This window comes from Mangrovimonas futianensis (genome assembly GCF_021245805.1).
GTDB lineage: Bacteria > Bacteroidota > Bacteroidia > Flavobacteriales > Flavobacteriaceae > Mangrovimonas > Mangrovimonas futianensis.
This window is the reverse complement of sequence record NZ_JAJJNF010000002.1, coordinates 120,886-141,010: the sequence shown is the minus strand read 5'-3', so window position 1 is coordinate 141,010 and position 20,125 is coordinate 120,886. Positions and strand designations below refer to the sequence as shown.

Here is a 20,125-nt window from a genome sequence, read left to right as displayed (position 1 = left end):
GTTTTTATTTTTACACCTGGAGGTGAGAATATAATGCCTTAATGGGGAGTTCCAAAACTGGAATCGTCAGGGTTAAATAAAAAATAAAGCGATTTTAATCCAGTTTATCTACAAGCTTACTGAATACCTTTTTGGTTTCTTTCCCTTCATATAAAACGGCATATACGGCATCAATGATAGGAAGTCTGGTTTTCTTTTTATTATTTTCATTGAGAAGATGAGCGCTTTTGGTCGCATAATAACCTTCGGCTACCATATTCATTTCCATCATGGCACTTTTTACAGTATAACCTTTCCCAATCATGTTTCCAAACATGCGGTTTCTGGAAAAAGTAGAATAGCCGGTTACCAATAAATCCCCTAAGTAAGCTGAGTTATTGATGTTACGTTTCATCTTGTGCATTTTCTTGATAAAACGTTTCATTTCCCTAATGGCATTACTCATCAAAACACTCTGGAAATTGTCTCCATATCCCAGGCCATGAGCAATACCGGCAGCAATAGCATAAATATTTTTTAGCATGACAGCATATTCTAATCCTATGACATCATCACTGATTTTGGTTTTGATGTATTCGCTAGAAAGTTTACTGGCAATTTCTTTGGCTTTTTTTGAATCGGCACAGGAAATGGTCAAATAAGAAAGACGCTCTAGAGCTACCTCTTCAGCATGACACGGTCCAGCGATAACAGCAATGTTTTCAAAAGGAATGTGATAGATATCGTGAAAATGCTCACCAACCAGCAAACCAGATTCAGGAATAATTCCCTTAACGGCAGAAACAATTGTTTTATTGGAAATATCCACCGTTAGTTTTTCTAGTTCAGACTGCATAAAAGCAGAAGGAACCACAAAGATTAGAACATCGGCATAGGTAGCCATTTCATTGATGTCGTTGCTTAATTTCAGCATGGAAACATCAAATTCTACAGAGCTTAAATAACTGGGATTATGCTCTTCCTTCAGTAAGTGTTCTTTGATATAAACACTTCTCATATACCATCCAACTTCATTTAAATTTTCGCACAACATTTTTACAATGGCTGTTGCCCAACTGCCTGCCCCAAAAACGGCATATTTAAGTGGTTTTTCCATAAAAGGATTTCAAATATCAATAACTTAATCAAAAGTACATAAAATTAAAGTGTTTAAAAAAGCAGAACAGCAAGGAGTAGGGTTTTTATGAATATTCTAATGGGAGGAGGGTTTGGGTGTAATTATGGAACGCGTTTTTGGGAGAACTTATTCTAGCTGAAAAATAAGTTGGTAATTTGTCTTTTGATCCTTTGTATATCGTTTATAATAAGTATTTTTAAAGGGTCAAATTCATTCATTTCAATCCAATAAGTTGACTTATTTAAACTTCAAAACATCCCTAGTTAAGCTATTCGTCATTGCTTTTATTTTGCTATTGAATTCTTGTAAAGAAAAAGCAACTTATGAGCCAGTTACTGAAGATACCGTGTTTTTATCAACCAAAGAACTTCCAGATAGTTTGTTTGTTGGCGACAGCAATTGTAAAACGTGTCATCAAAAAGAATATGCAGACTGGCAAGGATCACATCATGATAAGGCTATGGAGTTGGCTAATGCCACATCGGTTTTGGCACCTTTTGAAGGAGAAGAGTTCACGAGTTTTGAGGTCACTTCACGGTTTTATAAAAAGGGCGGTGATTTTTATGTGAATACCGAAGGCCCAGAAGGCACTTATGAAGATTACAAGATCATTTACACTTTTGGAGTAACGCCTTTACAGCAATATATTGTCCAGTTTCCCAATGGGAAGTTTCAATGCCTGAGTACGGCTTGGGATACTGAAAAAGAAGTATGGTTTAATTTATATCCAGACTTTAAAGTAGTGCATTCTGAATGGTTGCATTGGAGTAATAAGGGACTTAATTGGAACACCATGTGCTCGGATTGTCATTCCACCAATGTGAAGAAGAATTATCATTTGCAAACAGATAGTTATAATACCCAATACGCCCTTATTAATGTGAGCTGTGAAGCTTGTCACGGACCAGGTAGAGAACACGTTGAAGAGGCTAGTCGTCTGGGGGACAAATACAAACCAAAAGGAAATATGCGTATGACTTTGTCAACGCCACCAAAACAGTTGGTTGATGAATGTGCTAGATGTCATATGAGAAGGGAACAATTCACCAATTCCTTTAATTATGAAGGAACCATGTTAGATCATTATTTTCCACAATTGTTGGAAGAGCCTTTCTACTTCCCTGATGGCCAAATTTTGGATGAGGATTATGTCTATGCCTCATTTACCCAAAGTAAAATGTATAAAAACAATATAGCATGTAATAATTGTCATAATTCACACTCCTTAGAGTTGAAGTTTGAAGGTAACATGTTATGCGCCCAATGTCATGCACCGGCAACTTATGACTCGCCATTACATCACAAACACGAAACCAATACAGAAGGTTCCAAATGTATCAATTGCCATATGACAGGAAGGTTTTATATGGGAAATGATTTTAGAAGAGATCATAGTTTTAGAGTCCCTAGACCTGACCAGAGTTTAAAATATGGAACACCAAATGCCTGTGTGGATTGCCATACTGATAAGGACAACGAATGGGCTTGGAAAGAGTTTCAAAATTTATATGGGGAAGTGGATTCCATCCATTTTTCAGACAAATTGATTCCAGGTGTTTTGGGTCATGCTAATGCAGAAAATGGATTGTTGGATTTGATTAAAGACACCTCTGAGAATGAATTGGTGCGTGCCTCGGCAGTTAAAGCCTTAGGGCATTATGAGTTGGACCCTTTAATTAGAGAATATTTAAATTGGTTGAATGATGCTTCACCCATGGTACGTGGGGCAACGTTAGATGTGTTGAGCAACATCAATAATACAGACTATGCCAATTATTTCTTGCCGTTGTTGAATGATAAGAAAAGATCGGTAAGGGTTAAGGCGTTTTATGCTTTGGCCACCTTAGATGCGTCACAAGTCCCTGCAGAATATTTAGAGAGCTATAAAAAGGTGGAAGAAGAATTTTTTGGATACCTAGATGTGACTTCAGATTTTGTGGGCGGGTTGGCCAAAAGGGCTAATTACAATATTAAGAAGGGAAACATTCAGGAAGCTATTTCCTATTATGAGAAAGCCATTGAAGTAGATAATTTGGATAACCGATTAAGATATACCTTAGCCAATTTATACTACAACGTTCAAGCATATGAGAAGGCTGAACAAACATTTAGGGCCATTACAGAACGGGAGCCCGATTTCGGGCCTACCTATTATTCACTAGCGCTTTTGTATGCTGAGTTGGGTAGAACGGATGATGCCATAAGGGAGATGAATACCGCGATTATAAAAATGCCAGAGAACATTAGAACGTATTACAATTTGAGCTTGCTTTATGACCAAAAGGGAGATAAGGGAAATGCTGAAACAACGCTTATAAAAGGGTTAAAAATGGATCCCAACAATGCAGATTTATTGTATGCCCTAGCATTTCATTATTCAAAATATAAGGAAATGAACAAGGCTTTAAACATTGCCGAAAAGCTCATGCGTCTATATCCCAATAATCCGCAATATTCTAACTTTTACAGGCAATTACAAAGCAATTAATGGGTTCATGGTTTAGATCAAACCAACCTTGAAATAGCCTTCTAGAATCTCCGGCAAGGTTTTTTGGCACGTAATTTGGTTTCTTTTAAGAGTAGAACTTTTAAAAGCGAAGGATTATGAAAAAAATAAAACTACTTTTTGTTGCAGCCTTCTTGATGTTGTTTGCAACTTCTTGCCATCATGAAGAGATTATTGTAGAATATCAACCAGGTCCTTCACAGAATACTTCCTTAGAGCAGTTGTTGAGGTCTTATGAGCTTTGGTATGTAGATATCAATCAAACTGTGGGGTATGGTGAAACACCTTTTTTACAAATAGCATTTACTTTATCATTTAGAAATGGTGTCTTGTTTGCCAATAACAATTTGGTTGGCTTTGGAAGCCAGGGTAACGGCTTTGGAATACCAGTAGGGGATTATGAGACCAACCAGATGATTCTGGATGTGTATCACGATATCGATGGTTTTCAGACATATGATGTTTACCAAATAGATAGCAATACCATTGAATTGTATAACCCTAATAATGACACGTCCTATTTTTTAAATGGGTATCAAAGAAGCAATTTCGATTACAATTTTATCTTCTATGATAACATCCATTATTTTCTGCAGGAGTATGAGGCTTGGGAAAAGACTTATACCAGTAACTATGGTGCCATTAATGAATTTGACAACGAGAATTTTCTTCAGTTTTTAGCTGGAGGTAACGATAGCACTTTTAGAAGCTCTCAGGATCCTGTGGGATCCAACCCAAATTATTTGTATTGGGACTATACTGGAGTTTATGGAGTAGGCGATGTTTCCAACAACATGTACCTTAAAAAGCTTGTCTTGGATTATGATTATTTTGCCAATGAATATTTTGATTTGAGTGTGCTTAATGATCAAACCATTGAGTTGTACCACCCAGCATCAGGAACCGTTTACGAATTTAAGGGAAGAGGGTACATTCAATATATGAAATCGGCAGAAGGCAAACAGACCAAAGAGCCTAAACAAAGAAAACGAACCTCTAAAATGAAGGACAACCCAAGGACTTCTTCAAGGGTTTAAATGCTGATACATATAATTATTTGAAAACCCAGATCATCAGGTCTGGGTTTTGTGTATTATAAAAGGTTAAATAAATGTTTAAATAGCTGGTTTTAATTGGATTTGGATTAAAATTTAAGGAATTTAGTATCTAACATTAACACTAAATTTTAAAACTATGGGATTATTTTCATTTATAAAAGAGGCAGGAGCCAAGGTATTTGGAACAAGTAAACCAGCTGTTGATGATGCCGCTGATGCTGCTGCAGCCAAAAAAAGGGTTGAAGAAGCCGCCGCTAGTCAACTAGAGGAAACCATTCAAGACCTATCACTTCAGGTTGATGGTTTAAAAATTGATATTTCTGGGGATACTGCCACCATTACTGGTGCGGCCTATGATCAAAAAACAAAGGAAAAAGTAGTGCTTGTAGTGGGGAATACCAATGGTATTGCTGTGGTAGACGATCAAATGACAGTCACCAATCCAGAGCCAGAAGCTCAATTTTATACAGTTGTAAAAGGAGATACGCTAAGTAAAATAGCTAAAGAATATTATGGGAATGCCATGAAATACCCTGTTATATTTGAGGCCAATAAACCTATGCTGAAAGATGCCAATTTAATCTATCCAGGGCAAGTGTTACGTATCCCAGCTTTAGATTAGAGATCTTTTTAAATAAACTAAAAAGCCCAATCATTTTGATTGGGCTTTAATATTTTTAGGAGTTGAAAGTAACACTCAAGGAAATGGGAACCGCCTTTAAGGCCTTAGATACAGGACATCCTACTTTGGCTTTTTCAGCTAGTTCTTTAAACTGACTTTCGTCCATATTGGGTACCTTACCTTTTAGGTCCAAATTAATTTGTGTAAAGGCATAACCTTCATCTTGCTGTTCCATGGTAATGGTGGCATCCACATCCAGTTCGTCTGCGACAAATCCAGCCTCCTGAATTTGAAAACTTAGGGCCATGGCAAAGCATCCCGCATGTGCTGCTGCAATCAATTCTTCAGGATTGGTTCCTGCTTTTCCATCTTCATTCTCAAATCGTGCTTTGGTGCTGTATGGGGTTTTGTTTAAAACATGACTTGGACCTGTCAAATATCCGCTTCCATCTATTCCTTTGCCTTTCCAAATGGCATTTGCTTTTCTCTTCATTTTTAGTATTAGTTTAATGGTTATTCACTAAAGTTAAAGCAATGAGTAGACAATGCTAGTTAAAGAAGTTTTAAAGTTTAGATTTAGATGAAATAGTATGGTCATAGATATTTTATGTCCTATTCCTCTTTTTTATTCTTGCAATTCCAAAGTGATACAAACAGATAATTGTCAAAACGACTATGATTTTTCCTAATAAACCGGCAATTAAATACCCTGTTTCCATTTCAAATGGACTATTCAGCGTCCAGCTACTCGGAAGATAGTCTCGATGCAGTGAGGTCACAAGAATTACGAAACGCTCGAATGTAACAACAAACAAGAGGCTGATAATGACTCGAAAAATTAAGTATTTATTGATAAATTTTATTCGATATGCTTGGGTAAGTAAGAACCAAAATATGGGTTGTGCCCAAATGGCGAAAGCATATTTTCCTGTCAACCTGTTGTAGTAGTCGTCTTTTTCAATGACATTTTGCAATTCCAAATAGTAAATCCAAATGTCAAGTAACCATAAAGCAAACCAAACAAATCCGAGGTGAATGATTAATTGTACGGCGCTATTATCAAATTTGGGAAGGAAGGTTTGATCCTTCATGAAAGTTTTCAAAAGGAAGTAGAGGATGGAATAAAACCCAAACCCAACAAAGAGATCGATCCGTATAAAGTCGGTAATAAATCTTATAATGTCTCCCATGGCTTAGGCTTTTACTACATGAGTAAATTGAGGGGTTAATTTAAATTTAAAACGACAATTATTGAAATTCCAATTAGAGCGATTAGTAAGGAGAGAAAATTCATTTTCAATTTCTCGCTTTTATCAATTCCATAGACTAGAGTACAATTTTCTCTGCTATTCATTAATCCAATACATACTAGTAATACTATAAATATCCCTGAAATAATTACAATACTTCCTTCTCTATCAATACTAGAAGTGAAAATGGCATAAATGAATAGTATAATCCAGAAAAAGTAAGTAGATAAAATAAGTGACCAACCAATTTTATTATCCAAGAAAATTCCAATAAAGGGAATTAGCAAAATTAGAGAAGACCTTAAAATGGTAGTGGTAAATATTATTTTTAAACACCCAATAATTCCGCCTGGATCATCTATCGAATAATAGTACTCTAATAATTGATTGATATCACGTATAAATATAATGATGGCAATGATTAAGATAGGAGCTTTTATAAAAAAATAAAGTCTTGGCTTATTTGTTTCTTCCAAAAGGTTTAAATTTTTGAATACTACCTATAAAAATTCATTTCATCCACATAGTTCCAAACATGTTCTGGCAACAGGGGCCTTATGTTCTTGCCATCTTTTATGGCCTTCCGGATAAACGTGGACGAAATCTCCATGATTGGAGCCTCTATAAACGTCACCTTGTCGTGTTGGTGGAATTGGGTTTCTATGTATCCCTCAGAGATTCTTGGGTACACATAAACTTGGTAGTTTTCCAAAATCACCTCATAGTTTTTCCATTTGTGGAACCCTTTTAAATTGTCTTCGCCCATGATCAGACAAAAATGGTGATCGGGATATTTTTCCTCCAAGTGGATTAAGGTATTGATGGTATAATTGGGCTGCGGCAAGTGAAACTCAATATCCGAAGGTTTAAGGTGGGGATAGTCCTGTGTGGCCCTGTAAACCATTTCAAAGCGGTGGTGGTTATCCAGCAGGGTACTTTTTTTCTTAAAAGGGCTGTGGGGAGTCACCACAAACCACACCTGATCTAGATCGCTAAACTCGGCCATGTGGTTGGCAATCACCAAATGCCCCACGTGTATGGGGTTAAAGGTTCCAAAATACAACCCTATTTTCATACTTAGTTATTGATGAAGTTTTCTACCAACATCTCTGCCTCATGTAGCGCTTTATCGAGATTGTCATTTTCAATAATGACATCAAACAAAGGCGCTGTGGCCAATTCAGCACTGGCTTTGGCAACCCGCATGTTTATTTTGTCTTCGCTTTCTGTCTTTCTCTTCTTCAGTCTTATTTTTAACTCGTCAATACTGGGAGGCTTTACAAATATGGCCAAGGTTTCTTGGGGATATTTGCGTTTGATTCGCAAACCACCAGACACATCTATGTCAAAAATAACGTGTTTTCCATGGGACCAAATCCTCGTAACTTCAGATTTTAAAGTGCCGTAAAAATTATCGCGGTAGACTTCTTCCCACTCCAGAAACTCTTCATTTTTTATCTTTTTCTTAAATTCTTCAGCAGATAAAAAATAATAGTCCTTACCGTCCTTTTCTGTACCTCTTGGTTCTCTAGAGGTAGCCGAAATAGAAAACTCCAAGTTCAGTTTGTCTAAGCCTAATAAGTGTCTTACTATGGTTGTTTTTCCAGAGCCCGATGGGGCAGAGAATACAATAAGTTTTCCTTTATTCATATAGTTCGTATTCTAGTGGGAGGTTGCCAATTGTCATGCTCAACGATTTCCCTTTCTTTTTTAATTTTATTGGAAATTCCTTTCCTTTTTTAAGTCCCCAATCATCTAGCAAGTCTGTGTTTAAAAATAAAATGGAGACAGACAAATTTGAGTCTTTTTTAAGATTCAATAGCCATTCCAAATCTTCTTCAAAGTACTTTTGTGATTGTCTATATTTATTCCAAGTTTGAAAAATGTAATAATCTGATTGTGGTAGCGATGATAGTTCTACCGGCTCTCCTTTTTCATTTTCCAATTTGCTTAAAAAGTTCTTGAAGTTAATCTGGGAATCAGAAGGCCAAGGACTGTAATTGGTTTCAAATTCCTGAAAAGCACTTGTCAATTGAACTCCAGAACATTCTTCGTTACCTTGATAGCAATACTTTTCACCTGTTTGACGATTGAAAAGCAGGATGTCAGAGTTAAACCCAAATATAAAATTCTTATAGATGGAAATACTATCTTTTACCTTATCAATCTTCATGAAGTAAGTTTGTTGTGTCGGGTCCGATTCATTTAAATAGGCCATAACACTTTCCTTACTCTCTACTTTTGGATTTTTAAATCCTATGGCTTTCCTGACGACAGTGACGCAGGAAGTTATAATAAATAGAGAAATGAAAAATCCAATGAAAAGAATGCGAGACAATCTCATAATACGTTTAGTAACTGCTCTTTTATCTTTTCAAGTTCGTCTTTCATTTGCACTACCAATTTTTGCATAGGTGCATAGTTGCTTTTAGAACCTATGGTATTGATTTCCCTACCTATTTCCTGAGCAATGAATCCCAGTTTTTTACCATTGGAGTCTTGAGAATTGAGAGAGTTTACAAAGTAATCCAGGTGGTTTTTTAAGCGCACTTTCTCTTCGTTAATGTCAAATTTCTCTATGTAATAAACCAATTCCTGCTCAAAACGGTTTTCATCAACCTTCTCTTTGATGTCGGCAATACCTTTTCTTAAGCGTTCGCGCACACCTTCAATCCTCTCGGGATCCATGTCAATTACTTCGGTTAAAAGTTGGTCTATATTAGCGATGCGCTGTTTAAAGTCTGCTTCAAGTGCTTTTCCTTCGTCCAGTCTATAGGTAGCAATGGCCTTTAAGGCATCTTGGGTACCCTTTAAGATGGTTTTCCATTCTTGCTCATCCATTTCGTCACGTTCGGTATTCAAGGCATCTGGGAAGCGAACAGCCATTTTTAAAAGTTCGGTTTCGTCACCATTGACTACCTCTCTCAGTTGATGAATGTATTCCTTAACAACCGGTAGGTTTACCGTTGTGCTGGTAGTTTCACCAGTCAGTTCCACATAGATTGAAAAATCAATTTTCCCTCTTTCTAACTTTTGGGCAATCATTTTCCTGAGTTCCAGTTCCTTTTCCCTGTATGCAGAAGGCATTCTGGCATTCAAATCAAGGTTCTTGCTGTTAAGTGATTTAATTTCAATGGAAATTTTTTTTGTAGGCAGCTGCAACACAGTCTTACCATATCCAGTCATGGAATGTATCATAAACTATCATCTAAAGTTGTACAAAGTTAAGGAAATCCAAAGGTTTAGAAAACAACGAATTTATATTATGCATGCACAATATATTTTTGGTATTTTTACGGCTTTAAAATTTGAAACAGATGTTTGTAAAAGAATTTGAAATACGCTGGAGTGATGTAGATGCTAACCGCCATTTGGCCAATAGCGCCTATACCAATTTTATGAGTCATACCCGTATGGCCTTTTTGATAGAAAAAGGATTTACAATGAAGGAATTGGCTAAGTTTAATTTGGGACCCGTCGTGTTTTATGAGCATATGTACTATTTTAAGGAAACCTTTATGGGGCAAGCTATAAAGGTGAGTTTACAAGTATCTGGTTTGAGCGAGGATGGTAAATTCTTTAAGTTTGACCATAATTTCTATAACCAAAAGGGTGAAAACCTAGCCCACTGTGAAATGTTAGGTGGCTGGATGGATTTAGGCACTAGAAAATTAACCTCCCTACCTGAGGAGTTGTTGGATATCGCACACGAGTTTCCCAAGGCTCCCCATTATCATACCATTACCAAGGAAGATACCAGAAAACACAGTAAGACACCGGTTAATTTGGAGTAGTCAATTTTGGCTTGGGCCGTCTGGTAACCAAATAAACCCCAGAGAAAATAAGAACTGACGCCACAATTTTGACTGAATTAACATGGTCACTTCCCATAATCACTGCAAATATTCCCGCTACAACTGGTTGTATGTATAAGAAGATACTCACTGTTGAGGCCTTTAAATGCTGAAGCGCTAAAGGATTCAAAAGATAGGTGCCAAAGGTCGCTGCAATGACCACAAAGAGCACTGATAACCAGATATAGGGTGTGAATAGATGCCATTCTACAGCAGCAAGCTCTGAATATCCAAACGGTAGAACCATAATGCTTCCAAAGAGAAACAACCATCTTATAAAAGTAAACGGATGGTATTTGGTAGCAAGTTTTTTTAGCAGGATGAGGTAGATGCTATAGGAAACGGCATTGATGAAAACTAGAAAATTACCTAGCATGATATCATCTCCAGACTGGGTGCTTCTGCCGTAAACTGATAAAATAATGGCTCCCGAAAAACCCAAAAGAATTCCCAACATCTTTAACAAAGTAATGCGCTCTTTTAGGAAGATGCTTGAAAACACCAATACTACAATAGGAACAACTGTCATAATCACAGAGGCGTGAATGGGTGTTGTGTATTCCAGACCTTTAAAAAAGGTGAGCATGTTTAAGACCAGACCAAAAAAAGCAGCCACGATAAACCGAACAAAATCTTGGGATTCTATTTTCTCTCGAGGTGTAAATAGACTCAACAACCAAAACATGCATGTGGCACCTAGGACTCTCAAAAGAATAAATCCAAAAGGTCTCACGTGACCTGCATCAATGACATCATTGGCAAAGGTGAAAGTAAGTCCATAAATTACCTGGACCATAAACACGGCAATAATGGAAAGGATTCTGATTTTATTCATTGACGGCCTGCTTCGCTTGTTCAACAACCTTAGCTGTGTTGCCAATAAAAATTTGGTCATTGATAATGATCACGGGACGTTTTAAAAAAGTGTAATGTTCAAGAATATAATGTTTGTAATCCTTTTCAGTTAAATCTTGATTTTTCAAGTCCATCTCTTTGTACAATTTGGCCCTTTTGCTGAAAAGAGCTTCATAGCTTCCAGAAAGTTCTGCCATCTCCTCAATTTGCTTTACAGTGATAGGTTCTGTTTTAATGTCTTGATATATAAAGTCTGAAGGCAGGTTCAAATCTTTGATAATTCTTAAACACGTATTGCAGGTTTTAAGGAAATATACTTTTTTCATGAGATAGCATTCAAAATTTAACGTTGCAAAATAAAGGCTTTTAGTCAACAAACAAGTATCTTTAGCACTATAAAAATGAATGGTATGGATTTTATTTTTGAGGTACTCCCTAAGTCAAGACTGTTTTTTGAAAAGGTATTGAATGAAACATCCTTAGAAGATTTAAACAAGATTCCTGACGGGTTTAATAACAATATTGTTTGGAATATTGCACATGTTGTGGTTACCGAACAGCTATTGGCGTATAAGTTAAGTGGGTTGGAGCCTAATGTAAGTGTAGATATGATTCAAACCTATATGAAAGGGACAAAGCCGCAAGGAAGCGTAAGCCAAGAGTTTGTAGATGAGTTAAAGACTTTGTTGTTTTCTACTATAGAAAAAACCGAACAAGATTATAAAGATGGACATTTTACCAATTTTCAGGAATACACAGTTTCAACTACGGGGAATACTTTGAAAACCCTTGATGATGCCCTTCGGTTTATATTGTTTCATGAAGGCCTGCATTCAGGCTATGTCATGGCTTTGATGAGAGCGTTAAAAAGTTGATTTTTAATGTCTAGTCTTTATCTACAGGAAGGTGAAATTCGAAAATTTCAAATTTTTCAACGGACTTATAAGACATCAAAAGAACAAATTTATCATTTTTAATATTTTCTTCAGTTGGTAATATTTTTAACAGCATTTGACTCCTGGTTAGGTTCTTGCTATCAATGGATCTAATATTTTTCCCAATAAAACTAGTCGTGTTTTTATCAATATTCTCTAAAGTCACAGCCACATAATTATCTGAATTCAATTTTAATGAGCTAGCACCAGACCTAAATTTTAAAATTACTTTTCCGTGTTTTTGGAAAACACAAATCCATTAATGGATGAATCAAAGCTTTGAGCATTTAAATTTGACATCCAAAATAATATCAAGAAAAGGCAAAACTTGACTTTTTTACAAAAACTGTCCATTGTGTAAATTGTAATGGTTATTTGTTATCCAGAATTATGAAGTCTGTAAGTTCCTTATAGGGAATCCGAAATTCAATCATTCCTGTTGCATAGGGACCTATCTCGTATGGGTTGTATAAGAAGATGACTCCTTGGTCATCAAAACCCATATTTTCTGGCATGACAAAACTGGTATCCTCAAAAAGGATTTTATCAGTTTCTACAACTTCCTTTTGAAAATAAGCCTCGGCCACTTTTGTAAAATTCTCTTGGTCTGAAATTAAATCGTTTTGCTCCATAGGCATGCCGGTTTGTGGGTCAAAATTGAAAAAAGTGATGGAGGACATGCCATGTGCACCACCTGTGAAGACATAACTATCTACAGATATGCAAATCAAGGTTGGGCTTTGATAGCTAATTTCACCCTCTATGTCGGCTTCCCATTTCATTGGAGAGTCAGGAAAATCAGTAATGAAAGTAGCATATTCATTATTGAAATCTGAGATACTTTCTTTAACTGGCATGGTGTAGACTTGATCAGGATCGCCAATATGAAGTATGGTAGAAACAAAGGTTTCTAAAGTTTGATTAATTTGTAAGGAGGCTTCATCATCACCTTCAGCAAAAGGTATTTTTACAGTCACATAGCTGGGATCATCAACAGATTCGGATATTTCCGAAAAGACTACTGAAGAATTCTCATTTTCACAAGAAAAAACAAGGATAACAAGAAAGGCAATTGTAAGGGCTTTGAATTTCATAAAAGGTAGTTAAATTCAATCTTAAAGATAGCCATTTGCATTTGAATAGATGGGTAGAAAGCCTAACTTTGTCAAAATTTTTTAGCATGAAATTCAATACAAAAACCATACATGGAGGACAAAAACATGACCCAGCTTATGGCGCGGTGATGCCTCCCATTTACCAAACATCAACTTATGCCCAAAGTACGCCTGGTGGACACAAAGGGTTTGAATATTCCAGAACACATAACCCAACCAGACAGGCTTTGGAGAATGCCTTGGCAAGTATAGAAAATGGAACTCACGGATTAGCTTTTGGCTCGGGTTTGGCTGCTATTGATGCCGTTATGAAATTATTAAAGCCTGGAGATGAGGTGATATCCACCAACGATTTATATGGAGGATCTTACAGATTGTTTACCAAAATATTTCAAGACTTCGGAATCAAGTTTCATTTTGTGGGTATGCAGGATGTATCAAAGATCGAAGATTATATCAATGAAAACACCAAATTGGTTTGGGTAGAAACTCCTACCAATCCCATGATGAACATTATTGATATTAAAGGGGTTTCTGAAATAGCCAAAAAGCACAAGCTGTTGTTAGCTGTAGATAATACGTTTGCTACGCCTTACCTTCAACAGCCTTTAGATTTAGGTGCAGATATCGTTATGCATTCTGCAACTAAGTATTTGGGCGGACATAGTGATGTGGTAATGGGTGCTTTGGTCGTTAAAGATGAAGAATTAGCAGATAGATTGTATTTTGTTCAAAATGCCAGTGGTGCTGTTTGTGGACCACAAGATAGCTTTTTGGTTTTAAGAGGTATCAAAACCATTCATGTTAGAATGCAGCGTCATTGTGAAAATGGGAAAAAGGTTGCTGAGTTTTTGGCAAGTCACCCAAAGGTGGAAAAAGTATACTGGCCAGGATTTGAATCCCATCCTAATCATGAAGTAGCCAAAAGCCAAATGAGTGATTTTGGGGGAATGATTTCATTTACCACAAAGGGGAATAATTATGAAGAAGCCATTAAAACAGTAGAAAACCTTAAAGTATTTACATTAGCTGAATCTTTGGGAGGTGTAGAATCCTTAGCTGGTCATCCCGCAAGTATGACACATGCTAGTATCCCTAAAGAGGAGCGTGAGAAAACAGGAGTGGTCGATTCCTTGATTAGACTAAGTGTGGGAATTGAAGATGCTGATGATTTGATAGAAGATTTGAACCAGGCCTTAGGGTAAAAGCGTTAAGTAATAAAACAAAAAGAGCCACATCATAGTGGCTCTTTTTGTTTATGTATAACTTTTTTAATCCAAATAGTAAATATAACCAAAGTTCAACCAGAGCAACCAGTCGTTATATTTGTTGTAGCTCAATTTATGGTTAAGGCCATCAATCCAATCACTACCATAATACTGCCAGCGCATATCAAGCATTAAGTCAGATAATTTGGTAAGTTTGTATCTAACACCCACACTGGTAACAAGCGACCAAGTTGAGCCTGAGTCTAAATTAAGAGGGTAGTAATCAGGAGGATCGGAAGCGTCCCACCATCCAAAATCATCATCTAAATCAAACCCACCATATATATTGGCAGGATCCATAACATTTCCGGTTCCAAAAGTTGTCCAGGAGTCAGGGTGGTAATTCACGTAATGAATACCCAAACTGACGAAAGGTGCAAACCGATAGCTAAAAGCTTGAAAGGAACGAATGCTTAAAGGAAAGTATTCCAATTGCATCCCGATATCAAAATTTTGAGCCTCACCTTTATGTGGTTTTAACCTCGGCGCATTGGCATAAGTACCAAAATGATCCAAGGGTGTGTAATTCCAGGAAATTTCACTTCTTAACTTAAAATGATCATTGAAATAAGTATCTGTAGAATAACAATTACACTCTGCACTATAGGAAAAGTTGATGTAGTGAATGATACCAATTCCTATTCCCGTATTTCCAAAGTTGGTTTCTTCGTTATTTCTAATTCCGTAATCTGAACGGAACTGAACAGGACCTATAATGGCTCCAATTTCATGCGAAAAGCCTAACTGGGAAAAGCTAACCTGAACACTGAAAAGTAGGAAAAGTAGGGCTAATGGTAATCTCTTATAGGACATAGTTCGCGTTAAGTCAGTAGTATAAGTGATTCACAAATATATGAAATGCTTGGTATCCACCAAATTAAAAAACTTACTGAAAACCATATAGATAACAGATGCCTTAAATTTGCATTAAAAAATTGTGAAAATTTAAAAAAATCACCGTTTAAATTTAAGATAACGTATATTTGCACCCGTTAAACTTAATATTATTTGATATCTTCAAAAATGGACAACAAAATTGAAGCTTTTTTAGACCTTGTTAAGCAAAGAGACTCTCACGAGCCAGAATTCTTACAAGCTGTAGAGGAAGTAGCCGAGACGGTTATTCCTTACATTGTTGAACACGATATTTATTATGGCAAAAACATTTTACTTAGAATGGTGGAACCTGAAAGAGTCATTTCTTTTAGAGTTTGTTGGGTAGATGATAAGGGAGAAATCCAAGTAAATAGAGGATATCGAGTTCAAATGAACTCTGCCATTGGGCCATATAAAGGAGGATTGCGATTCCATCCTTCAGTAAACCTTAGTATTTTGAAATTCTTGGCTTTTGAACAAGTATTCAAAAACAGTTTGACTACACTGCCTATGGGAGGTGGAAAAGGAGGAAGTGATTTTGATCCTAAAGGAAAGAGTGATAATGAAATCATGAGATTCTGTCATGCTTTCATGTCGGAGTTGTTTAGACACATTGGAGCAAGTACAGATGTGCCTGCTGGTGATATTGGTGTTGGATCGAGAGAAATTGGATTTTTATTCGGAATGTATAAGAAATTGAGAAATGAATTTACGGGTGTTTTAACTGGTAAAGGACTTTCTTGGGGAGGATCTTTGATTAGACCTGAAGCTACAGGTTATGGAACGGTATACTTTGCAGAAAGTATGCTTAAAACAAAAGGAGATAAGGTAGAAGGTAAGAAGGTGGTTATATCAGGTTCTGGAAATGTGGCGCAATTTGCTGCTGAAAAGGTTCTTCAATTAGGAGGGAAAGTATTGACCATGTCTGATTCTTCTGGATATATCCTTGACGAAGAGGGTATTGATGCGGAAAAATTAAAGTTCATTATGGACTTGAAAAACGTTAAACGAGGTCGTATTAATGAATATGTTGATGCTTATCCAAATGCCAAGTTTTTCAGAGGAGAAACTCCTTGGAAAGTGGCTTGTGACATAGCATTGCCATGTGCTACCCAAAATGAACTGCATGGAGATGACGCCAAGGCTTTAGTAGATAATGGTTGTTTCTGTGTTAGTGAAGGAGCAAACATGCCATCAACAAAACAAGCGATTGAAGTTTTCCACAAGGCAAAAATTTTATTTGCTCCAGGAAAAGCATCAAATGCTGGTGGTGTAGCTACTTCTGGTCTAGAGATGACTCAAAACTCATTACGTTATAACTGGACAAGAGAAGAAGTTGATAAAAAATTAAAGGAAATCATGGAAGATATTCATAAGTCTTGTATCGAATATGGTAAAGAAGATGATGGATATATTAACTATGTTAAAGGAGCAAACATTGCTGGATTCGTTAAGGTAGCAGATGCTATGTTAGCACAAGGGATTGTTTAAATTTCACACAAACTAATTATTAAAGCCTCCAATTTTGGAGGTTTTTTTATTTGATATTGTATGATTTTACCCTAATTATCGTTAGATATAAATATATTTGACGCAGTAATTTATTTATGATAAGAAAAGTCCTCTTAATTGTTTATTTATTGATAAGTGGCTTTGTTTCAGGGCAAGATTATTCTTCCCTGTGGAAAGGTCATTACTCCTATTTCAATATTCAAGATATATCTCAGGGAAATGGCAAAATTTATGCTGCAGCTGAGAATGCCATATTTTCTTATGATACGACTACATCAGAATTAGAAACCATTGATACGGTGAATGGTTTATCTGGAGAATCCATATCTGCGATTTATTATAGTGAAGCCTATATGATGTTATTGGTCGGTTATGAGAACGGTTTGATTGACATTGTCATGGAAGATGGCAATATATTGAGTGTAGTTGATATTCTGGACAAACCTACCATTCCTCCAAATACCAAAAGAATTAATCATTTTAAGGAAAATGAAGGAGTAGTTTATATTTCTACTGACTATGGTATATCTGTCTATGATTTACTAGCTCTTGAATTTGGGGATACTTATTATATTGGAACTGGAGGTGCCCAAATACCAATTAAACAAACAGCTTTACATGGAGGTTTTATTTACGCTGCTTGTCAAAATAGCAACGGGTTAAAAAGAGCGCTGGCATCTAGTAATGATTTAATAGATTATCAGGAGTGGGCTAACGTCTCGGGGGGGAATTTTCTAGGAGTGCAAGATATATTAGATCAATTATATGCGGTAAGAAATAGTACGGAGTTATCAAGAGTCCAGAATGGTACCTTAACACCATTAACTACTTACCAAGATCAGCCACTAAGTTTAAAAAGTGTCTCAGAATCACTTGTTATCGCCACCCAGAACGAAGTGTTTGTGTACGACGAAAGCTTTAATCAATTGGGGTATGTTCATGTTAACCAAACTGAAGCTAATACTTTTACCTCTGCAACTGTAAAGGATGGATTTCTTTATATCGGGACAGGAAATAGAGGCATGTTAAAGACGGCACTTACTGATGCAACCATTTTTGAGACAATTTATCCAGATGGACCTTTAAGAAATGGAGCCTTTTCAATTCAAGCTAGACAAAATAATTTATGGATGACTTATGGAGATTACACTTTGAGTTATAATCCAGCTCCATTAAGATTTCATGGAATTAGTCATTTAAATGGTGAAAGCTGGATTAATATTCCATACTCTGAGGTTTTCGGAGCTAGAAATTTAAATAAGATGGCCATCAATCCATTTAATGTTGGTCAAGTTTTTATAAGCTCTTTTTTCGATGGTATCTTAGAAATTAATGATGAAATACCTACCGTTTTGTATAATGAGTCTAATAGTGGATTGGAATCACTAATAATACCTAATAATCCAAATTATAAAAACATAAGGCAAAGCGCATCCATTTTTGATTCAAATGGAATTTTATGGACATTAACAGCGAGAGTTGCTAAACCATTAAAGTCTTATGATCCTACAACACAGCAATGGCAAGGATATTCTTTCGGAACCCTATTTTCTGCCGATGAAGCTTTAAATGCAGAATTTGGTTATTCTGATATTGAATTAGATGCCAATGGGAACAAATGGATCGGAGGATATCTATTGGGGTTAATCGGTTACAGTTCTAATGGGACACTGAAAAATATGGCTTCGGAGGAGGAAAATTTACCTAGTCCTTTTATTACTTCTCTGGCTGTAGATAAGCAAAATCAAGTTTGGGTAGGGAACTATAAAGGGTTAAGAGTGCTCTATAATACAACTGGTTTTTTTGATGGCTCTGTTTCTCAATTGGAATCTATTATCATCTTAGAAGATGGTGTTCCCAAAGAATTGATGTATGAACAATATGTTACCGATATTGAGGTTGATGGAGCTAATAATAAATGGATAGGAACCTTTTCGTCAGGACTATTTTATCTAAGCTCCAATGGCCAAGAAACTATCTATCATTTTACCAAAAAAAACTCACCCCTGCCTTCCAATAATATAGTTGATATTTCTATTGATGAGTCCAATGGAACAGTTTACATTGCAACAGCTAATGGATTGGTGTCATTTTCTTCGGGTGGCTCTGAGACAACATCAGATTTTGAAAATTCATTCGTCTTTCCCAATCCAGTAAGGCCTGAATTTAATATCAACAATGATAAAGTAAAAATAAGAGGCTTACCTGAAAACGTCAATATTAAAATTTTGGATATTGAGGGTAATCTGGTGGCCGAGGCCAAATCAAATGTGAACATGAGATATAGAGGCTATAATCTTGAAATAGACGGAGGAACGGCGTTTTGGAACGGTAGAAATTTGGGTAATAATACAGTTGCCTCAGGAGTCTATCTTATCATGCTTTCAGATTTGGATACCTACGAAACCAAAGTACTGAAACTAATGGTGGTAAGGTAATGATTGCTAAAACCAAAGGTATTGTACTATCTTCAATCAAGTATCAAGACCATGACTTAATTGTTAGATGTTACACAGAAAAGTTCGGTACGATAAGTTTCCTTTTGAAGGGTGTGATGAAATCTAAAAGGGGGAGCAAAAATGTTGCTTTTTTTCAACCTTTAACTCAATTGCAATTAGATGTAAAACATCAATTGAATAGAAATTTGCATTACATTCAAGAAGTCAAGGTACATTATATTTATGAAACCTTACATTCCAATATTATCAAAGGCTCATTGGGAATTTTCCTAGCTGAGGTTTTAAGCAGTAGTTTGAAGGAAGAAGAACCAAATGAAAATCTATTTGCTTTTATTGAAACTGCTTTTCAATGGCTGGATCAGGAATCTCATTTTGCCAATTTCCATTTACTATTCCTTTTGAACCTAAGCAAGCATCTTGGGTTTTATCCAGATGATTACCTAAAGGAAGAACGGTTCTTTTTTAATCTTCAAGAAGGAAAGTTTGAAAAGGAGCAACCTAAAAGAGGCATTGCTGGTACTCAGGTTGATTTATTAAAGACTCTTATGGATTCCGATATTCAATCCATTAACTTGATTAAATTAAATGCGAGCCAACGACAAGAATTCTTGAATACTCTTTTGTTATATTATGAATTGCATCTTGAAGGATTTAGAAAACCAAAATCTTTAGAAGTCTTCAACCAACTATTTCATTAA

Annotated in this window: 22 protein-coding genes; 9 read left to right on the top strand and 13 right to left on the bottom strand. The window is 36.2% G+C overall.

The features are described 5' to 3' along the window. Positions 1 to 94: 94 nt before the first annotated feature. Positions 95 to 1,096: an NAD(P)H-dependent glycerol-3-phosphate dehydrogenase gene (locus tag LOK78_RS03405; RefSeq protein ID WP_053970940.1), complete on the bottom strand. Its 1,002-nt coding sequence runs from the start codon at positions 1,094 to 1,096 to the stop codon at positions 95 to 97. A 316-nt stretch (positions 1,097 to 1,412) separates the two neighbouring features. Here LOK78_RS03405 and LOK78_RS03400 point away from each other — a divergent pair, with 316 nt between their 5' ends. The 3 genes from LOK78_RS03400 to lysM all read left to right on the top strand — a co-directional run bounded on the left by LOK78_RS03400 (position 1,413) and on the right by lysM (position 5,303). Beyond that, positions 1,413 to 3,605 (top strand): tetratricopeptide repeat protein, encoded by a 2,193-nt coding sequence (locus tag LOK78_RS03400; RefSeq protein ID WP_232633651.1) that lies wholly within the window; start codon positions 1,413 to 1,415, stop codon positions 3,603 to 3,605. A gap of 116 nt (positions 3,606 to 3,721) precedes the next feature. Then, positions 3,722 to 4,660, top strand: coding sequence for a nicotinic acid mononucleotide adenyltransferase (locus LOK78_RS03395; RefSeq protein ID WP_232633649.1), 939 nt, complete (start codon positions 3,722 to 3,724; stop codon positions 4,658 to 4,660). 157 nt (positions 4,661 to 4,817) lie between these two features. Beyond that, positions 4,818 to 5,303: a peptidoglycan-binding protein LysM gene (gene lysM / locus LOK78_RS03390; protein WP_232633647.1), complete on the top strand. Its 486-nt coding sequence runs from the start codon at positions 4,818 to 4,820 to the stop codon at positions 5,301 to 5,303. 55 nt (positions 5,304 to 5,358) lie between these two features. Here lysM and LOK78_RS03385 read toward each other — a convergent pair whose 3' ends face one another. The 7 genes from LOK78_RS03385 to LOK78_RS03355 all read right to left on the bottom strand — a co-directional run bounded on the left by LOK78_RS03385 (position 5,359) and on the right by LOK78_RS03355 (position 9,751). After that, positions 5,359 to 5,796, bottom strand: a complete 438-nt coding sequence (locus LOK78_RS03385; RefSeq protein WP_053970944.1) for an OsmC family protein — start codon at positions 5,794 to 5,796, stop codon at positions 5,359 to 5,361. A gap of 112 nt (positions 5,797 to 5,908) precedes the next feature. After that, on the bottom strand, positions 5,909 to 6,493 hold the full coding sequence (locus tag LOK78_RS03380) for a hypothetical protein (RefSeq protein WP_232633646.1): 585 nt from the start codon (positions 6,491 to 6,493) through the stop codon (positions 5,909 to 5,911). Positions 6,494 to 6,528: 35 nt separating this feature from the next. Next, positions 6,529 to 7,029, bottom strand: a complete 501-nt coding sequence (locus LOK78_RS03375; RefSeq protein WP_232633644.1) for a hypothetical protein — start codon at positions 7,027 to 7,029, stop codon at positions 6,529 to 6,531. 20 nt (positions 7,030 to 7,049) lie between these two features. Next, complete coding sequence (gene nadD, locus LOK78_RS03370) at positions 7,050 to 7,628, bottom strand: nicotinate (nicotinamide) nucleotide adenylyltransferase (protein WP_232633642.1); 579 nt, start codon at positions 7,626 to 7,628, stop codon at positions 7,050 to 7,052. Between the two features lie 2 nt (positions 7,629 to 7,630). Further along, positions 7,631 to 8,203, bottom strand: coding sequence for a guanylate kinase (gene gmk, locus LOK78_RS03365; RefSeq protein WP_053970948.1), 573 nt, complete (start codon positions 8,201 to 8,203; stop codon positions 7,631 to 7,633). Beyond that, positions 8,196 to 8,897 (bottom strand): hypothetical protein, encoded by a 702-nt coding sequence (locus LOK78_RS03360; RefSeq protein WP_232633641.1) that lies wholly within the window; start codon positions 8,895 to 8,897, stop codon positions 8,196 to 8,198. The genes gmk and LOK78_RS03360 overlap by 8 nt, the downstream gene beginning before the upstream one ends. Continuing rightward, entirely contained in the window at positions 8,894 to 9,751 is an 858-nt protein-coding gene (locus LOK78_RS03355; protein ID WP_053970950.1) for a YicC/YloC family endoribonuclease, read from the bottom strand. The genes LOK78_RS03360 and LOK78_RS03355 overlap by 4 nt, the downstream gene beginning before the upstream one ends. 119 nt (positions 9,752 to 9,870) lie before the next feature. Between LOK78_RS03355 and LOK78_RS03350 the strand changes: the two genes are divergently transcribed. Further along, positions 9,871 to 10,347 (top strand): acyl-CoA thioesterase, encoded by a 477-nt coding sequence (locus LOK78_RS03350; protein WP_232633640.1) that lies wholly within the window; start codon positions 9,871 to 9,873, stop codon positions 10,345 to 10,347. Here LOK78_RS03350 and LOK78_RS03345 read toward each other — a convergent pair. Then, positions 10,334 to 11,242, bottom strand: a complete 909-nt coding sequence (locus LOK78_RS03345) for a DMT family transporter (protein ID WP_053970952.1) — start codon at positions 11,240 to 11,242, stop codon at positions 10,334 to 10,336. The two genes, LOK78_RS03350 and LOK78_RS03345, sit on opposite strands and share 14 nt — an antisense overlap. Further along, on the bottom strand, positions 11,235 to 11,588 hold the full coding sequence (locus LOK78_RS03340) for an arsenate reductase family protein (protein ID WP_232633629.1): 354 nt from the start codon (positions 11,586 to 11,588) through the stop codon (positions 11,235 to 11,237). The genes LOK78_RS03345 and LOK78_RS03340 overlap by 8 nt, the downstream gene beginning before the upstream one ends. Positions 11,589 to 11,672: 84 nt before the next feature. Between LOK78_RS03340 and LOK78_RS03335 the strand changes: the two genes are divergently transcribed. Further along, complete coding sequence (locus LOK78_RS03335; protein WP_232633627.1) at positions 11,673 to 12,137, top strand: DinB family protein; 465 nt, start codon at positions 11,673 to 11,675, stop codon at positions 12,135 to 12,137. A gap of 10 nt (positions 12,138 to 12,147) precedes the next feature. Here the strand turns inward: LOK78_RS03335 and LOK78_RS03330 are convergent, their stop codons facing one another. Beyond that, the gene (locus LOK78_RS03330) at positions 12,148 to 12,387 is read right to left on the bottom strand and encodes a hypothetical protein (RefSeq protein WP_232633625.1); all 240 of its coding nucleotides are present in this window, start codon (positions 12,385 to 12,387) and stop codon (positions 12,148 to 12,150) included. Positions 12,388 to 12,568: 181 nt separating this feature from the next. Further along, a complete protein-coding gene (locus LOK78_RS03325) occupies positions 12,569 to 13,291 on the bottom strand; it encodes a DUF3298 and DUF4163 domain-containing protein (RefSeq protein ID WP_232633623.1) in 723 nt (240 codons plus the stop codon). 86 nt (positions 13,292 to 13,377) lie between these two features. Between LOK78_RS03325 and LOK78_RS03320 the strand changes: the two genes are divergently transcribed. Next, the gene (locus LOK78_RS03320; RefSeq protein ID WP_232633622.1) at positions 13,378 to 14,517 is read left to right on the top strand and encodes a cystathionine gamma-synthase; all 1,140 of its coding nucleotides are present in this window, start codon (positions 13,378 to 13,380) and stop codon (positions 14,515 to 14,517) included. A 66-nt stretch (positions 14,518 to 14,583) separates the two neighbouring features. On the opposite strand, the gene LOK78_RS03315 is transcribed toward LOK78_RS03320, so the two are convergent. After that, positions 14,584 to 15,393, bottom strand: a complete 810-nt coding sequence (locus LOK78_RS03315) for a THC0290_0291 family protein (RefSeq protein ID WP_053970956.1) — start codon at positions 15,391 to 15,393, stop codon at positions 14,584 to 14,586. A 210-nt stretch (positions 15,394 to 15,603) separates the two neighbouring features. Between LOK78_RS03315 and gdhA the strand changes: the two genes are divergently transcribed. From gdhA to recO, 3 genes are all read left to right on the top strand, one after another. Continuing rightward, a complete protein-coding gene (gdhA, locus tag LOK78_RS03310) occupies positions 15,604 to 16,947 on the top strand; it encodes an NADP-specific glutamate dehydrogenase (RefSeq protein WP_232633620.1) in 1,344 nt (447 codons plus the stop codon). Between the two features lie 116 nt (positions 16,948 to 17,063). Further along, a complete protein-coding gene (gene porZ, locus LOK78_RS03305) occupies positions 17,064 to 19,406 on the top strand; it encodes a type IX secretion system anionic LPS delivery protein PorZ (RefSeq protein WP_232633619.1) in 2,343 nt (780 codons plus the stop codon). Then, the gene (gene recO, locus LOK78_RS03300) at positions 19,406 to 20,125 is read left to right on the top strand and encodes a DNA repair protein RecO (RefSeq protein ID WP_232633617.1); all 720 of its coding nucleotides are present in this window, start codon (positions 19,406 to 19,408) and stop codon (positions 20,123 to 20,125) included. Before porZ ends, recO begins: the two co-directional genes overlap by 1 nt.

Bases quoted from the DNA above. Each gene is read 5' to 3' on its own strand.
- LOK78_RS03380 (WP_232633646.1), bottom strand. From the start codon at position 6,493: ATGGGAGACATTATAAGATTTATTACCGACTTTATACGGATCGATCTC.
- gdhA (WP_232633620.1), top strand. From the start codon at position 15,604: ATGGACAACAAAATTGAAGCTTTTTTAGACCTTGTTAAGCAAAGAGAC.
- LOK78_RS03315 (WP_053970956.1), bottom strand. From the start codon at position 15,393: ATGTCCTATAAGAGATTACCATTAGCCCTACTTTTCCTACTTTTCAGT.
- nadD (WP_232633642.1), bottom strand. From the start codon at position 7,628: ATGAAAATAGGGTTGTATTTTGGAACCTTTAACCCCATACACGTGGGG.
- LOK78_RS03320 (WP_232633622.1), top strand. From the start codon at position 13,378: ATGAAATTCAATACAAAAACCATACATGGAGGACAAAAACATGACCCA.
- lysM (WP_232633647.1), top strand. From the start codon at position 4,818: ATGGGATTATTTTCATTTATAAAAGAGGCAGGAGCCAAGGTATTTGGA.
- LOK78_RS03345 (WP_053970952.1), bottom strand. From the start codon at position 11,242: ATGAATAAAATCAGAATCCTTTCCATTATTGCCGTGTTTATGGTCCAG.
- LOK78_RS03335 (WP_232633627.1), top strand. From the start codon at position 11,673: ATGGATTTTATTTTTGAGGTACTCCCTAAGTCAAGACTGTTTTTTGAA.
- LOK78_RS03385 (WP_053970944.1), bottom strand. From the start codon at position 5,796: ATGAAGAGAAAAGCAAATGCCATTTGGAAAGGCAAAGGAATAGATGGA.
- LOK78_RS03360 (WP_232633641.1), bottom strand. From the start codon at position 8,897: ATGAGATTGTCTCGCATTCTTTTCATTGGATTTTTCATTTCTCTATTT.
- LOK78_RS03350 (WP_232633640.1), top strand. From the start codon at position 9,871: ATGTTTGTAAAAGAATTTGAAATACGCTGGAGTGATGTAGATGCTAAC.
- gmk (WP_053970948.1), bottom strand. From the start codon at position 8,203: ATGAATAAAGGAAAACTTATTGTATTCTCTGCCCCATCGGGCTCTGGA.
- LOK78_RS03340 (WP_232633629.1), bottom strand. From the start codon at position 11,588: ATGAAAAAAGTATATTTCCTTAAAACCTGCAATACGTGTTTAAGAATT.
- LOK78_RS03395 (WP_232633649.1), top strand. From the start codon at position 3,722: ATGAAAAAAATAAAACTACTTTTTGTTGCAGCCTTCTTGATGTTGTTT.
- recO (WP_232633617.1), top strand. From the start codon at position 19,406: ATGATTGCTAAAACCAAAGGTATTGTACTATCTTCAATCAAGTATCAA.
- LOK78_RS03355 (WP_053970950.1), bottom strand. From the start codon at position 9,751: ATGATACATTCCATGACTGGATATGGTAAGACTGTGTTGCAGCTGCCT.
- porZ (WP_232633619.1), top strand. From the start codon at position 17,064: ATGATAAGAAAAGTCCTCTTAATTGTTTATTTATTGATAAGTGGCTTT.
- LOK78_RS03405 (WP_053970940.1), bottom strand. From the start codon at position 1,096: ATGGAAAAACCACTTAAATATGCCGTTTTTGGGGCAGGCAGTTGGGCA.
- LOK78_RS03325 (WP_232633623.1), bottom strand. From the start codon at position 13,291: ATGAAATTCAAAGCCCTTACAATTGCCTTTCTTGTTATCCTTGTTTTT.